The 14195-nt window shown below is 60.8% G+C and carries 15 protein-coding genes; 5 read left to right on the forward strand and 10 right to left on the reverse strand.

Translation table 11 applies throughout. The features are described from left to right. On the reverse strand, nt 1-221 hold a 221-nt coding region (locus CWO89_RS47170; protein ID WP_207234601.1), incomplete at its 3' end, for a hypothetical protein. Here CWO89_RS47170 and CWO89_RS29835 point away from each other — a divergent pair. Continuing rightward, on the forward strand, nt 205-1245 hold the full coding sequence (locus tag CWO89_RS29835; RefSeq protein ID WP_130582147.1) for an alpha/beta fold hydrolase: 1041 nt from the start codon (nt 205-207) through the stop codon (nt 1243-1245). The two genes, CWO89_RS47170 and CWO89_RS29835, sit on opposite strands and share 17 nt — an antisense overlap. 154 nt (nt 1246-1399) lie before the next feature. Here CWO89_RS29835 and CWO89_RS29840 read toward each other — a convergent pair whose 3' ends face one another. From CWO89_RS29840 to CWO89_RS29860, 5 genes are all read right to left on the reverse strand, one after another. Next, complete coding sequence (locus tag CWO89_RS29840; protein ID WP_245476650.1) at nt 1400-1795, reverse strand: DUF930 domain-containing protein; 396 nt, start codon at nt 1793-1795, stop codon at nt 1400-1402. A gap of 268 nt (nt 1796-2063) precedes the next feature. Continuing rightward, complete coding sequence (locus CWO89_RS29845; protein WP_130582148.1) at nt 2064-2972, reverse strand: efflux RND transporter periplasmic adaptor subunit; 909 nt, start codon at nt 2970-2972, stop codon at nt 2064-2066. Continuing rightward, nucleotides 2969-3178, reverse strand: coding sequence for a DUF1656 domain-containing protein (locus tag CWO89_RS29850; RefSeq protein ID WP_130582149.1), 210 nt, complete (start codon nt 3176-3178; stop codon nt 2969-2971). The genes CWO89_RS29845 and CWO89_RS29850 overlap by 4 nt, the downstream gene beginning before the upstream one ends. Continuing rightward, a complete protein-coding gene (locus CWO89_RS29855; RefSeq protein WP_130582150.1) occupies nt 3175-5232 on the reverse strand; it encodes an FUSC family protein in 2058 nt (685 codons plus the stop codon). The genes CWO89_RS29850 and CWO89_RS29855 overlap by 4 nt, the downstream gene beginning before the upstream one ends. A gap of 3 nt (nt 5233-5235) precedes the next feature. After that, on the reverse strand, nt 5236-5697 hold the full coding sequence (locus CWO89_RS29860; RefSeq protein WP_130582151.1) for a MarR family winged helix-turn-helix transcriptional regulator: 462 nt from the start codon (nt 5695-5697) through the stop codon (nt 5236-5238). 552 nt (nt 5698-6249) lie between these two features. On the opposite strand from CWO89_RS29860, the gene CWO89_RS29865 reads away from it, so the two are divergent. Both CWO89_RS29865 and CWO89_RS29870 read left to right on the forward strand, forming a co-directional pair. After that, a complete protein-coding gene (locus tag CWO89_RS29865; protein WP_130582152.1) occupies nt 6250-6720 on the forward strand; it encodes an aminoacyl-tRNA deacylase in 471 nt (156 codons plus the stop codon). A gap of 203 nt (nt 6721-6923) precedes the next feature. Then, complete coding sequence (locus CWO89_RS29870) at nt 6924-7346, forward strand: CBS domain-containing protein (protein ID WP_130582153.1); 423 nt, start codon at nt 6924-6926, stop codon at nt 7344-7346. 162 nt (nt 7347-7508) lie between these two features. On the opposite strand, the gene CWO89_RS29875 is transcribed toward CWO89_RS29870, so the two are convergent. The 3 genes from CWO89_RS29875 to goxA all read right to left on the reverse strand — a co-directional run bounded on the left by CWO89_RS29875 (nt 7509) and on the right by goxA (nt 10820). Next, a complete protein-coding gene (locus CWO89_RS29875; RefSeq protein WP_245476648.1) occupies nt 7509-7682 on the reverse strand; it encodes a RidA family protein in 174 nt (57 codons plus the stop codon). A 79-nt stretch (nt 7683-7761) separates the two neighbouring features. Further along, nucleotides 7762-8856, reverse strand: coding sequence for an NAD(P)/FAD-dependent oxidoreductase (locus CWO89_RS29880; protein ID WP_245476649.1), 1095 nt, complete (start codon nt 8854-8856; stop codon nt 7762-7764). Next, a complete protein-coding gene (goxA, locus tag CWO89_RS29885; RefSeq protein WP_130582154.1) occupies nt 8856-10820 on the reverse strand; it encodes a CTQ-dependent glycine oxidase GoxA in 1965 nt (654 codons plus the stop codon). Before goxA ends, CWO89_RS29880 begins: the two co-directional genes overlap by 1 nt. A gap of 556 nt (nt 10821-11376) precedes the next feature. Here goxA and CWO89_RS29890 point away from each other — a divergent pair. Both CWO89_RS29890 and CWO89_RS29895 read left to right on the forward strand, forming a co-directional pair. Further along, complete coding sequence (locus CWO89_RS29890) at nt 11377-11823, forward strand: hypothetical protein (RefSeq protein WP_130582155.1); 447 nt, start codon at nt 11377-11379, stop codon at nt 11821-11823. 221 nt (nt 11824-12044) lie between these two features. Then, nucleotides 12045-13346: a PQQ-dependent sugar dehydrogenase gene (locus tag CWO89_RS29895; protein ID WP_130582158.1), complete on the forward strand. Its 1302-nt coding sequence runs from the start codon at nt 12045-12047 to the stop codon at nt 13344-13346. A 267-nt stretch (nt 13347-13613) separates the two neighbouring features. On the opposite strand, the gene CWO89_RS29900 is transcribed toward CWO89_RS29895, so the two are convergent. Continuing rightward, nucleotides 13614-14195: M24 family metallopeptidase (locus tag CWO89_RS29900; protein ID WP_207234602.1), on the reverse strand; the 582-nt coding region annotated here is incomplete at its 5' end.

Raw genomic sequence — 14195 nt, forward strand, 5'->3', positions numbered from 1 at the left:
GAATCCATTTCACCGCTTGCGACCGCGGATGAATGGATTCCGGGCTCGCGCTTCGCGCGCCCCGGAATGACGGTGCGTTGGCAGCAGGTGAGCTGGCCGATCTCCCGATCGATCACAAACAAATCATCGCAGGCCTTCTGGATAGCGTCACAGTGCTGCGTTAGTCCGAGGACGCCTAGCGCTTCAATTCTGCAGGATTGCCCGATGATCCGTTTTGCCACCCTGTTCGGTCTCGCATTGACCACCGCTCTGAGCCTGAGTTCACCGGCCTCCGCTGCCGATGGCGGGCCGGCCTATGGACCGGAGCTGCAGGGCTTCGAATACCCCTTCCCGGTGGAGCGCTATCGATTCTCTTCGCAAGGCCAGGAACTGGAGATGGCCTATCTCGACGTGAAGCCGTCGAACCCGAACGGCCGCACCGTCGTGGTGCTGCATGGGAAGAATTTCTGCGCCGCCACCTGGGAAGGCTCGATCAAGGCGCTGACGGCGGCCGGCTATCGGGTGATCGCGCCAGATCAGATCGGGTTCTGCAAATCCAGCAAGCCTGAGCGCTATCAATTCACATTCCAGCAGCTCGCCGGCAACACCCGCGCGCTATTGGCGTCACTCGGCATCGAGCGTTCGGTGATCATGGGCCATTCGACCGGCGGCATGCTCGCGATGCGCTATGCGCTGATGTATCCGGCGGCCGTCGATCAGCTCGTGCTGGTCGATCCGATCGGCCTGGAGGACTGGGCGGCCAAGGGCGTGCCGTGGCTCAGCCTCGACGGCTGGAACGAGCGCGAGAAGCGCGTGACCGCCGACACCATTCGCGCCTACGAGCGCGCGACCTACTATGCCAACACCTGGGACGCGTCATACGAACCCTGGGTGCAGATGCTGGCCGGCCTATATCGCGGTCCCGGGCGCGAGACCGTGGCCTCGAGCTCGGCGCGGCTCTATGACATGATCGCGACCCAGCCGGTGTTCTACGAATTCGAGCGCATCACCACGCCAGTGCTGCTCCTGATCGGCGACAAGGACACCACCGCCATCGGCAAGGACCTCGCGCCGCCGGACATTCGCCCCAAGCTCGGCAACTATCCCGTGCTCGGCAAGGAGGCGGCGAAGCGTTTCCCGCACGCGCAACTGATCGAATTCCCCGACCTCGGCCACGCCCCACAAATCCAGGCACCCGCACGATTCCACGACGCGGTGCTGGGATGGCTGCAGCATCCGGAAACCGGAGCGATGCTGACGAAATAGCGCAGGCGAAACCACAAGGCGTAACCCACCATCCTTGGCGCGGCGCCAAATCATATCCGATTGGACGGAATCGGATCATGATCTGATCTATCCCGCAACAAGCACCCACAAAGACTCCTGCCGCTTGTGATCTCCTTCGCCTTTGGTCGGTTAGCTACGGGACGAGATAGTGTTCGGCCCATATCGCACGAGGAACCTCTGCCCCCAATTTGTAGCTGAAAGTCTCGATGCCGAGCCCGTCCGACGTGACGCGACACGCGTAGGAAAGATGGTACCAATGTCCCCGACTTCGGATGGCCGCTCCAGACGCTTGGAGCGCATTTCCTTTCAGCACGGGCTCGGCAAACGCATAAGCAACGACCTCATCCGGCTTGAAAGCACTGTGCTCCCGTCCAATCAAACCCGCTGCCCGTCCATTGCAGCGCTGTTCGATACGTGTTTGCGGGTCCAAAGACAGCAACTGTTGCTGAATCGTTTTGGCTGTCGCCGGAGCGCATTCAAGCGTGGCAAGCAGGGCGACACAAAGCGTAAGGCGAGCTGGGATGTTCATCTTTCTCAAGCAGTCGCGAGGTTGGTCGACGAGTACCGCTCACCTGACTCGGCTCGCAGCCGGTCGGGGCGGTCCAGCGCAGGCAAGCCCGCCATAAAGCGGCTCGTCCGGCATCGCGTCGCGTAGAACATGGCGCACGCTTACTAGCTTCTCGCTGTCGATGCCAGTGGGAAAGCCCCTGCTCTCAATAATCTCGGCGGCGGCGTTGCCGCGCGCCGCTTCGGGAGCGAAGCGAAGCAATCCATAGCACCGCTTGTGAGGACATGCTCTAGCGAGCAGCGTCGGCACGCCTCGATAGCCCGTTGTTGGTCGACCCGACGATCTCGACCGTCGCCGTGCGGCCGGCGACGAGTTCGGCCTGGCCCGCTCCTTGGTCGAGAGCGATGCGCACGGGGACACGTTGCGCCAGACGAACCCAGTTGAAGGTCGGGTTGACGTTGGCAAGAAGGCTTGTCCCCTCGGCCCGGTCACGATCTTCTATGCCGGCAGCAATGCTTTCCACATGTCCGGTCAGGCGCCCCTTGTCGCCCATCAGGCGGATCCTGACAGCATCGCCGACATGGATGCGTGGCAGCTTCGTTTCCTCGAAATAACCCTCGACGCGGAGCGTGTCGGTATCCACCAGCGCCATCACCCCTTTGCCCGCCATCACATAGGTGCCGGGACGCAGGTTCATGTTCGAGATCGTGCCGTTGACCGATGCGTGCACTTCGCTGCGGTCGAGATTGAGTTGGGCAAGGTCGCGATCGGCCACCGCCTGGTCGTAGCCGGCCTGGGCTTGCTGCTGCGTCGCCAGCACCTGCTCCTGCTTCTGCTGGGAGACGGCATCGGTGGTCAGCGTGCGATAGCGCTTCAAATCGCTATTTGCCTGATCGAGGGCAGCGCGACGGCTTGCGACGACGGCATCGGCCTGCTGCAAGGCGAGCGCGAAGCGGGCGCGGTCGATGCGAAAGAGGACGTCGCCGCGATGGACTTTCTGGTTGTCCTGCACCAGGACGTCCGTGACCAAACCCGAAACGTCAGGCGTGACCTGGACGACATCGGCGCGCACCCGCCCGTCTCGCGTCCATGGTGCCTCCACGTAGTAGTCCCACAGATGGATCGCGACATTCACAGCCGCTGCGACAGCGATACCCGTCAGCGCAAGACGGCCAAGCACGAAGAAAAATCTCTTCACGACAGATACTCCGAAGACAAATAGACGACGCCTCCCAAAAGGCAGACGAACAGGGCCAGGTCGAACAACGCGGGATGCCAGACCAGCCGGTAAAGTCCGGTCTTGCGCAGGGTCTTGCGCAGCAGGGCGCTCAACGCATAGGCAATGATCAGCCACAGCAGAAGCGCGGGCGCGAGCACGCCATAGATATCGATCTCATATCTCATGCCGCTAGATTCCGTGGATCAGGTGATTGAGGCTGGTAGGCCAAGACGTCCGGAAACAGCCCGCGCCGGATGCCGATCAAGCCGATCAGCGCATCATCTCTGGCACCGCCTTCGGGCTCGTTGAGCGCCTCGGCGAGCGCAACATCGATCAGCCTGAGCAGTTCAGGCGGCAGCGGGCCCGAGACGTGTTCGCGACACGCTAGCGCAAGCTGGTCCAGCATGTCGTCGATTGCACTGAGCGTCGCCGGCGTCAGCTTGTGACGGGCCCGGCGCAGATCGATGATGTTGAGGCCGACCCGGAGCTGGGTCAGACCGTCGACGTCGCGGCGATCGACCTCGGGAATCACGGCGAAGCGCTGGACCAACAGGCCGAGGCGATCCAGCATCAGCCCGGCGAAGCGTGCCCGGTCGTTCTTGCCGCGCCGCTCTGCCGTGAGTGCTAGCGTCGCCCAGCTGGTTTTCATCAGGCGCCGCGCGACCCACTCGGCTCCGACCGACCGCGCCAGCCTGGTAATGACCGCAGCCGCCGCCATTCCCAGCAGCAATGCGATGGCGGCATTTGTAAAGCTCGCAAAGTCTGCGTCGTAAGTCGACTGCAGCGCCAGCAAGGTGGCCGAATTGGCTGCCAGCGCCATGCCAATGAAGTTGGTCCGGGGCCGCGCGATCAGAACGCCGAACAGGATGAAGGACGGCGCCAGGGCCGCGATCAGCACCTCGACCGTGGAGATTGCCGGAATGATGGCGAACAAATAAATGGCGACGACCGCGACCGAGGCCAGTGACCACCATGCGAAGCTGCGAATACTGGGCGCGGGATCATCTTGCGCGGCGAAGAAGGAACAGCCTATGGCCGCCATCATCGGGGCCGATGCGCCGTCCACCCAGCCTGTCCCGATCCAGAAGGCACAGCAGACCAGGACCGCGAAAGCCGCGCCAGCCCCCGACCATAGTGCCAAGCCGTGGTCGCGGTGTCGCGCCGGAGCAATGCTGGCCTCAGGAAGGAATGCCAGCCGAAGGCCGGAGACGTCCTTGCCAACGGCAATGGCGCGGTTGAGCACCCGGCAATCATCCGAGACATCGACGAGCTCGCGCAGGCGTATCAGCAGGTTCGCCGCCGTGACCTGATCCCAGGACGAATGGGCATCGAGCTTCGGCCGCAGTGACATGATCGCGGCGCGCAGCACATCGGCCGGTTGCCGTTCGCCGGCGTCAGCCGCGAGCCAGCGCCCGAGATCATCAAGCAGCCGCGGCAATTGCGGCGAGCATTCGCCCAACCGGCCGCCAAGTGCTGCGATCCGATCGGTGATCGAGGACAGGAGCGGCAGCAGCATCAGCATGTGCAGGCGAAGCGCCTGCAATCCGCTGACGGCATTTGCGTCCGCGAAGCGGTCATAGGCCAGGTGACCAGCGAGCGCGTCGATTTCGACGGCGTCGGTCGCCAGCCGCAAGCGTTGCGCCCGATGGACCCGCTCGGCGCCACGGCCGGAGAGAACATCCTGGCTGAGCCGGCTTGCGTCGCACAGCCAATTGTTGACGCGGGCAGCGACGGCGGGGGCGACGCTGCGCGGGAATACGATTGTCGACACCAGGGTCGCGCAGATGATGCCGAGCGTGATCTCCTCGACGCGCGCGAGCGCAGTGTCGAAGATGCTGCCGGGGTCCGAGACGGCGGGAAAGCCGATCAGCGCTACCGTGTATCCGGCAAGCATGAAGGCATAGCTGCGCGGGCTGCGCTCGAGCAGCGACAAATACAGACAAAGGCCGACCCAGAGTGCAACGACCAGGCAGAGCAATTCGGGGGCATTGACGAGATTGGGGACTAGGATGACGCTGACGATTGCGCCAACCACCGTTCCCAGCACACGGGAGAGCGCCTTGGAACTCGTTGCGCCCGCTAGCGGTTGGGAGGCGATATAGACGGTCGCCATCGCCCAATAGGGACGCGCCAAGTCGATCCAGAGCGCGACGACCAGCGCCAAAGCCGCCGCCAGGAAGGTCTTGAACGCAAAGACAAGGTTCGCATGGCGGACCAGGAAAGATTGGTCGGAACGCACGGCTCAGGCCGCCGCGGCTTCGCGCAACCGATTGGCTCGCCGTTCGATGCTCAGCAGCGCCTCGAAGGTCGCCACAAGCTCGTCGCTACCGATGTCCTTCAGGAGGTACGCGCGGACCTTGCGCAAGACCCGGTTGACCTCGTTGGCCTTGGCCTCGCCCATCGGGGTGAGATGCAAGGTCTTGGCGCGGCGGTCGGTGGAATCCTCATGGCGTTCCACCAGCCCTTCGGCCTGCAGCACATCGATCAGCCGGACCAGCGACGGACCTTCGATGCCCATCTCCTCGGCGAGTTCACCTTGGCGGACGCTCTTGCCCCGGCGCGACAGCACCATCAGGGGAAGTGCGGTCGCCTCCGACAGACCGTGATCGGCAAGCGCCTGGTTGGCCTCGCGACGCCACAGCCGGGCAAGCCGTGCGATGAGCAAACCCATTTCGGCATGAATCGTTGTTTGGGAAAGAATCATGGACAATAGATAGGATACTAATGATTAGGTTGCAACCATATGGTCTGGAGACGTATTCGCGTTCACGAAAAAGCGAACCGGGAACAAGGCCCGGATCGTCGACGGGCTGACGGCAATATCGCGGCTCACCTTGTGGCGGCAGCAAGCGACGGCGGCGGAGCACATCAAATCTCCCTCGTTACAGGTCTGGCTCTAGGCCGGGAGGACGACGGGAAAGTTCGGATTCAAATTTCAAACAACAATTCCGCTGTCATCGTATGCCATCGGGGGTCGGCGCGCCGCGCTTCCTCAAGATGACGAATTGGGCCAAGAACGCTGCCTTATCGGTGATCCATACGCCGCGACGATCGCCTGTTGGAGGCAAAGACAGAAAGCATACCAACGCCAAGTCGAGGCGTTTGCATCGCAACCCAGCCACTGACGAAGAATTGCAGCCGGCGGATGGAAGGAATATGTTGGCCTTATAATGACGCAGCCGCCCATCGTAAGGCGAGGCTCGGCAGGAAGACCTTACGGCGGATGGTTTGCCTACCCGCACCGGAGGTCACGGTTATGTCCATCGCTCCCACACTGCAAAAATACCTGGCCGCTGAAAACATCCAATACGAGGAGATCCAGCACGAGCTGAGCATGTCGTCCACTCGCACGGCTGAAGTATCCCATATCTCGGGCGATCGTCTCGCCAAGGGCATCGTGTTGCGACGCGACGGCGAATATATTCTCGCCGTCGTGCCCGCATCGCACCACCTCCGCCTGTCCGAGCTGCGGACGACGCTCGGTGATAATGTCGATATGGCGGATGAAACCGAAATCAATCAACTGTTCCGCGACTGCGCGCACGGCGCCGTTCCCGCCGTTGGCAAGTGCTATGGGCTCGATATCATCGTCGACGACAGCATCGAGACACAGCCGGAAATCTATATGGAAGCCGGCGATCATGAGACCCTGCTTCATCTCACGCACGAGCAGTTTGCGCGCCTGACGGCGAACGCACCGCATGGGCGCTTTAGCGCGCACGACTAAAGGATTGGTCGCGCGCATCTGCCGCTAAAGCGCGAAGAGACGAGGATGAATCATCATCGCGCTTAGGTTACTGTTTGAGCATGATCTCCGCGCAAACGCTGCGCGTTTGTCGCGAGGGAAAACCGCTTCACACTTTTCCGGATCATGCCCTGGGCAAATGCGTTGCATCAAGTGCACCTGAAATCCAGTAACGGAGGTCCGCCATGAAAGTCAAAGAAGTGATGCACAAGGGCGTCGACTGGGTCAGCCCCGACACCCCCGTCACCGAACTCGCGAAATTGATGCGGGGGCACGACATCGGCTGCATTCCGATCGGAGAGGACGATCGGCTGATCGGGATGGTGACCGACCGCGATATCGTCTGCAAAGGGCTTGCGAGCAACAACTTCGATGCTCGTCGCGCGACGGCGCGCGATGTCATGACCGAAGGCATCCATTGCTGCCGGGAAGACGATGACCTCGCGAAGGCGATGCATCACATGGAGAAGCTGCAGGTCCGCAGATTGCCAGTGATCAACAAGAGCAAGCGGATGGTCGGCATCCTCAGTCTCGGCGATGTCAGCCATTCCACGTCTGGCGACAATCTCCTGTCAGAGTGCCTCAGGAGCGTTTCGGCCCATCACTGATGGCGCGACCGGCGTGACAACTCAAGCGTGATGACTTTTCTTCGAATCGTCATCCCGCTTTAGCTTTTTGTTTGAGCATGATCTTCCGACGCAAACGCTTCGCGTTTGTCGCGAGAGAAAAGGCTTGGTCATTTGGCCAAGCCGCTCCATGACGACCCGATGCTATTTCTTCAGTGGCGCATAGAACGTTCCATCGACCTCGGCGATGTCATCCTGATCGAGCTTTCGAACCTCGAGAACAGTACGTGGCGGATAAGGGCCTTTGCCCCAAAGATCTTCCTGCACCTTATTCACCACAGGACGTAAACGCACGACATCAGATACATAGATGGTCAAGCGTACCGCATCTCTTAGTGACGCGCCTTCGGCAGCGGCGACCTGCTCGCGCCTCAGCAACTGAGAACGATTGCATCGATCAATTTTCCAACCACGGACCTCGTCGTCGCTGCCAGAATGGCGCGTCGATGAAGCGGTGCTCGGAGGCATACATCGCCGTTTGCACGGCAAGGTGCGACGCGATGCCTTGCAGGAACTGCTGCTGATACTGAACCGCTTTCGTCCCGTCGTTTTGCGTGAGAAGTCCAACAACGCTTTCGGCTGCCTGAATTCCGCTCCACAGGGCGGTAGCAAGTCCGTTCGCGGCGAGCGGATCCAATGCACTGGCCGCATCGCCCGCTCGAATGATGAATGGTTCAACAAGCTCCGATGCTGTTACGGTGCTGGCTGCGGCGAAATGCAGTTCAGGCGCCGCGGCCAGATCCATACCAAGACTCGACAAGCGCGGAGAGATCGCCGTCGTTTGCGACGCCAGGTCAGCCCACAGACCGGCATTTTTGCGGAATCCCGCCGGTAGCAGATCAGAGTCGGTAAAGAGTCCCACCAGCATACGGCTGCCGGGCAGCAACGACGTATACCACCACCCTATCGCCACAGCCTCAACAAGCGTAACAGGGATGGCCTCAACGTCCTCATCAAGGGTGAAGACACTGTAGCAGGCCACGAGCTTGTCGAGGCGACGGAGCGTCACCGCTGGACCTGCGGTCACAGCGGAGCGGCCTGAGCAATCAACCAACAGCCGCGTATTTACCGGTGATCCGTCAGCAAGCTCAACGGCGATTCCGGTTTCAGATCTCGAGAACTGCCGGGCTTCGCAGAAGACGCGATCTACGCCATCGGCTTCAAGTGTTTCCGCCATCCGAGCCTCAAGCCGATAACGATCGATGTGCCAGCCCGACATTTCTTCCTGGTGGAACATGCCACGACGCAGCGCTCTATTGCCCCACACGGAATAGCTGCCCTGATTGACTAACGCCGTCTCCGCATCAAGCAGGCCATGCCATCCAAGTGTTTCCAGATAGGGGCCCGCCCGGAACGACAGCGTTTCGCCCCGACTGGCAACATCCGACGGTGGGGCGACAAGAAGGGCATCAATCCCGCGACGCGACAGGATGCGGGCACATGCCATTCCGGCCATGCCCGCCCCCAAAATGACGGCCTGACGTTCTGTCACTACTTCAATTCTTTGTTCGCGGCCAAATCCGTCGAACCGCGCTGCACCTCGACGAAGACTTCTGCAGGAACGCCAGGAATATCCTTGGGGCCACTACGACGCACGACAACGCCCATCTGCGTCCAGAGCTCGATCATCCGGCGCAGGCCGTCTGTATAGCTTGCATCGACGTGCAGGCCGACGCCGGCCGCGCCGCGCGACCAGGCGACACGCGCGTGATAGAAGCGTAGGCGCTCCTCCATCGGAAGGTCAGTACGCATCATCTGCTTGTAGAACCCTTCCGGCAGGACATCGACGGGCAGAAGCGCGGGCCACCACACTGGCGTCGGGAACCCCTCGCCCGTCAGCACAGATTGGCAGCTGAATGCATCGCCCTGCCACGGAACACCCATCCAGCGCGTGAGGTCGCCAGGCGCCTGCGGTCCAACGGGAGCCCCATCCTGCGGTCGCTGCGGATCACCTGAGAACACATTCTGCGGATTGAGTTGCAGTCCGATATTTTGAACCAGACTCTTTCGGTTCGAAATCGCGATACGGAACGGTAGCGACGTCTCCTTCGTCGAACGGTAGAGCGCCGCATGACGGATAGGCCAAGTGATCTCGACGCCGGGATGGAAGGCTCCGCCAGAACAGGCATCGAGCGCAGCGCGCGTCAATGCTTCCGGACGCAACGACAATGGCATGTCATCGAGCTGCTTGACGGCATCGGCTGCAGGATCATCGAGATCGTTGATAAAGTCGCCCTTCGCCCAGTCGCTCAGAATTCTGTATTGGCTGGATGTAAGCGTGAGCCAACTGGTCGGGCTGCCCGGAAAATTGACGCCGTCACCGAGCATCGGAGGCAGGGCGTCCGAACGGGTATCGTCACCACCGGGTTTACGGAACGCCGCGAGCACCTTCTCTCGGGCGGGGCGTGTCTTTGCTCCCGTATCCGCCAACGACTTGATCACCGCCGGATCCGAAAGATCGTCGAGATCCATCCAAGCCTTGCCGAGATACGAGGCCTGCGCGACCCACTGCATCATCCCGGAGCGCCGCAGCATAGGCAGTACGTCGCGACGGAAGGAAACCTGACCGGCGACCGCCTTCATATGTCCCGTAGCGATCATTGCTTCGCGCGCGGCATCATAAAGGCTGACAATCGGCTCAATCTGGGGAGCAAACTTCGGTCCGCAGCACACGACCCACGCCGGTTCGCAATCGACATCTGCATCCCCGACGCGTACTGTGGCTTTCACCCAGCCATCGCACCAGTCGTCGTGCCAACCATCGTTGTTGGTGAAGTCGCGCACCGGATTCTGAGCCAAAGCACTGTTGGATATTCCGTCCGCCGGGAATACCAGCAGCCGGCCTGCATCGTCAGTGCGGAGATGACCGAGTTTCACTGGCAGCTTTTTCCAGAACTGACCTGCCATTTGATAGGCGGCATCCCGGCCATCCGTATTCTTCGATGCGCCATCGATGCGGACTGCCCCCGCGTCAATCGCCAGCATTTGTTCGCGACGGGCAGGTTCGATGAAGGCATTGCGTTGTGCGCCCGGAATACCGGGAGCCTGCGCTCCTCCGTCCAAGGCATTCGAATAGCCATACCAGGCAGCCTTGGTGTTCGCGACGTGCACCGTCCAGCGCACACCATCGGACGCTCCCAGTTCGCGCACCACGCGTCCCTGATCGTCATAACCGTACACGCGGAAGCGCTGGACCTGTTTCTTGATGCTGCTTGGTCCCTGCTTGAATCCTCCCGGAGGCTCGTTCATCAGACCGGGAACCTCGGGCGCCGGAAACCACTCATCACCGTTGCCGACACGTGAGAAGCCAATCGCGGGAAAGATTGCGGCGCGAACAATGCGCGCTCCCGCAGGTGCGGCCTGCTGCGCGTCCACTGGCGATACGGCGGCCCTGAAAAGCGCAGGCGCAGCCAAACCGAAAGCGGATGCACCAATCAGGAAATCGCGGCGCTTCATATATGACAGTCCTTCCATTCCATGTAGCTCGTGCAACTTCGTGCGACGGCGCGACGACGAAATTTCGTCGCATCGGCACCGACAACGATGCCGCAACACTCCAATCAAATGCCGAAGCGATCGATCGCCTACATGAACGCCGAATCTTTAATATGTGATTGCCGCGAGCAGCCGAGTGGCTTTCACGACTGCGCTGCGAGAACCAACACAAAGAACTTCGCAAAGTAATTCCCAAGTAATGACCCTGCATTGATGCGCCGGAGTCACATCTTTCGTTACATCTCGTTACATTATGTCACATTCGTTACGTTTAGCTGCGCGCGTTTACCAAACAACGTGCGGCAATTTTTCGCGAAAATAATCTGAGATATGTCGCTAATGCGGCCCAATTTTCGAGGCCCCTGTCCGGAAAGGCGTGCGAGAGTGGATCATTGTCACTACTCTCAGGGGTAAGACAGCCATTTCCTGAAGCTGAACAGAATGTCCAACCTCCTGCAGCAATCGCGTCGCGTATCCTTGGAGCGCTTGCAGACCTAGTCAAACGATCTCAATCGTCTTGACAAGACGCACACCCGCACTTCCCAAAATGCGAAGGCGATCCTTCTGGATCGCAAGAATCGGTGTTTGCGAGCCGGCCGAACTCGATCGCTTCTGGCTTCAGCATTACTGTCCTGAGGTCATCGCCGTGGAAGCCAGCAGATACCCTTCCACGCAAGGAATTGCCGCCACACTTGGCGACCAGTCCGAGGTCCTGCCGGTTCCAATTCCGCTGGACTGCACCGACGGCTTCAACGAGGCGTATTTCGGTCGCCCCGAAATGCTCCTCAACCCCGAGGCGCGCCGTGCCTGCTCGGCGTGGGCTTTTGTCGACGACGCCGCCATACAGCGCTTCGAAAACGATCTGTCACGGGATATCAAATTCGGCCGATGGGACGAGCGGTTTGGCCATTTTCGAACAGAACCGCTTTTCCTCGGTTCGCTAAAGCTTATTGTGGGACGTTGACGGCTAACGGATTTTGGCAGGTCCAGCCGACGGGCCTCCGGCGATTGCCTTGCAATCGGGGTTGAGACCACTTGGGAGATCATCGACTGCAATCACGACATCAGCCAAAATTGTCACGTTGGCATGAACCCAACCGGCAGATCGTCAACCTGATATTCGCGATCTGCGCCTTCAAGATCCACCCGGCATCCGAAAGCCAGGGCAACCAACAAGGAATCTCGATGAATTTTTCCAGCTTCTTTGCGCGCTTCGTCGCGCTGGTCGGCGGTGCCGCGCTATTGTGGCGTCGGTGGCAGGGGGCAGCACCAAAGCCGGCATGGGGCGATGATCCGCAGATTCCGTTAGCGAGGTCGCAAGGCGCGATCCCGACGCTCAAGATGCCGACGGCCAGGGGCTGGAGCGCCGGCCAAAAACCCGTGGCGGGACCGGGGCTGAAGGTCAACGCATTTGCGGCCGGCCTGGACCATCCGCGCTGGATCGAAGTGTTGCCAAATGGCGACGTGCTCATTGCCGAGGCGACGCAGGTCGCAGGCCCTCCCAGGAGCATGTTCCACTATGCGATGCAGGCGACGATGAGACGGGCCGATGCACTTGGCGTCAGCGCAAACCGTATCACGCTGTTGCGCGACCGCGACGGCGATGGCGTCGCAGAAATACGAGAGACATTCATGGAGGGGCTGAACCAGCCGTTCGGCATGGCGCTGGTAGGCGAGACGTTCTATGTCGGCAACACCGACGGCGTCGTAGCGTTTTCGTATGCGGGGGGCACGAGCCGCATCACCGCCGAGGGGCGCAAACTTGTCGAGTTCAAGCCTGCCGGGCATTGGACGCGAAGCCTGCTGGCGAGCCCCGATGGCAAGAAGCTCTATGTCGGGGTCGGCTCGCTCAGCAACATCGCCGAGAGCGGCATGGAGGTCGAGGAAGGGCGGGCCTGCGTCTATGAGCTCGATCTTGCGAGCGGCAACAGCCGCATGTTTGCGAGCGGCCTGCGCAACCCCGTGGGCCTCGCATGGGAGCCGCAGACCGGCGCGCTCTGGACGGTCGTCAACGAGCGCGATGGGATCGGCGACGAGACACCTCCGGATTATCTGACCTCGGTCCGCGACGGCGGCTTCTACGGCTGGCCCTATTGCTATTGGGGGCAGACGGTTGACGATCGCGTCCCGCAGGATCCGGCCTTGGTCGCAACGGCCATCACGCCGGACTACGCCCTTGGCGGGCACACGGCATCGCTGGGTCTATGCTGGTTGCCGGCCGGCACGCTTCCGGGCTTTCCCGATGGCATGGCAATCGGACAGCACGGCTCCTGGAATCGCAGCACGCTCAGCGGCTACAAGGTCGTGTTCGTGCCCTTCGAGAACGGACGCCCATCCGGCCCGCCGCGGGACATCCTGAGCGGATTCCTCGCACCGGATGAGCGGGAATCCTACGGGCGACCGGTCGGGGTAGCGCTCGGCCCCGACGGTTCTGTTCTGGTGGCGGACGATGTTGGCGATGTGATCTGGCGTGTAACGGGCGCCTGAGCGCACTTGCCAGTACGTTCCTATGACTTTGAAAAGCGCGACATCAAAGTTACCGGAGGTGGCAATGGTTGTAGACAGGCGATTCGAAAGCGCCGTCATAGCAGGCGTTCATAAAATCCACCGTATGAGCCGCGTGGTTCAACGAGATGGATTTCTAGGATCCAGTGCCGCTCCCGGCCGAGTTCGTCAGGATCGTCCATGCGCTTCGTGTTCCCCGGCTGTATCCGATTCAAGTCCCTATTTCCAGGGATCTGGGCGTGAGCGAATTCACTCACAAGATGGCCTGCGATCGCACCGCCAAAAAAGCCATCCAGCCTCCGCCGCCGCCTTTTGTGCATACGCGTATAGTTCGGAGCCTGTTATGCCGGGTGATGCATGGTAATGGGCCTGCACCTTTTCGAAGACGATTGGTAAGGCTTCGACTAACGGTCCTCCAGGATGATTACCCAGAATATAGGTACGACCGAGATCCGCTTCCCAGTCCTCGAAGACAGGCCCTAAATCCACATAGACGATGTCGTCTGCCTCGATGCTGCGGACCGGCGGGTTGTCGGCCGCAAGCGTCAAAGTATTCGTGCCCGCCCGCACAATGCGCTTATGCCAGTGCTTCTCAGCGCCAAACTGTTGCAATGCGATCGCGTAAATCTCTTGCTCGACCTCTCGCTCCGTCCGCCCCGCTCTGACAAGGTTTCGCCTTTCGATCTCGTCAAACAGCGTAGCTGCCCTTCGTTCTGCCTCAATGAGCGCGACACGCCTTTCTGAAGGTATCTTCTGTCCTTGCTTCACGCCCAAGACTCCACAATCCCAAGGCAACTCGCGTCGGTGGATGTTCTTTGCCTTTTGGCTGAC

Origin of the sequence: Bradyrhizobium sp. Leo170 (assembly GCF_004296405.1) — a bacterium.
GTDB lineage: Bacteria > Pseudomonadota > Alphaproteobacteria > Rhizobiales > Xanthobacteraceae > Bradyrhizobium.

Bases quoted from the DNA above. Each gene is read 5' to 3' on its own strand.
- CWO89_RS29860 (WP_130582151.1), bottom strand. From the start codon at position 5,697: ATGATTCTTTCCCAAACAACGATTCATGCCGAAATGGGTTTGCTCATC.
- CWO89_RS29840 (WP_245476650.1), bottom strand. From the start codon at position 1,795: ATGAACATCCCAGCTCGCCTTACGCTTTGTGTCGCCCTGCTTGCCACG.
- CWO89_RS29850 (WP_130582149.1), bottom strand. From the start codon at position 3,178: ATGAGATATGAGATCGATATCTATGGCGTGCTCGCGCCCGCGCTTCTG.
- goxA (WP_130582154.1), bottom strand. From the start codon at position 10,820: ATGAAGCGCCGCGATTTCCTGATTGGTGCATCCGCTTTCGGTTTGGCT.
- CWO89_RS29865 (WP_130582152.1), top strand. From the start codon at position 6,250: ATGTCCATCGCTCCCACACTGCAAAAATACCTGGCCGCTGAAAACATC.
- CWO89_RS29870 (WP_130582153.1), top strand. From the start codon at position 6,924: ATGAAAGTCAAAGAAGTGATGCACAAGGGCGTCGACTGGGTCAGCCCC.
- CWO89_RS29835 (WP_130582147.1), top strand. From the start codon at position 205: ATGATCCGTTTTGCCACCCTGTTCGGTCTCGCATTGACCACCGCTCTG.
- CWO89_RS29895 (WP_130582158.1), top strand. From the start codon at position 12,045: ATGAATTTTTCCAGCTTCTTTGCGCGCTTCGTCGCGCTGGTCGGCGGT.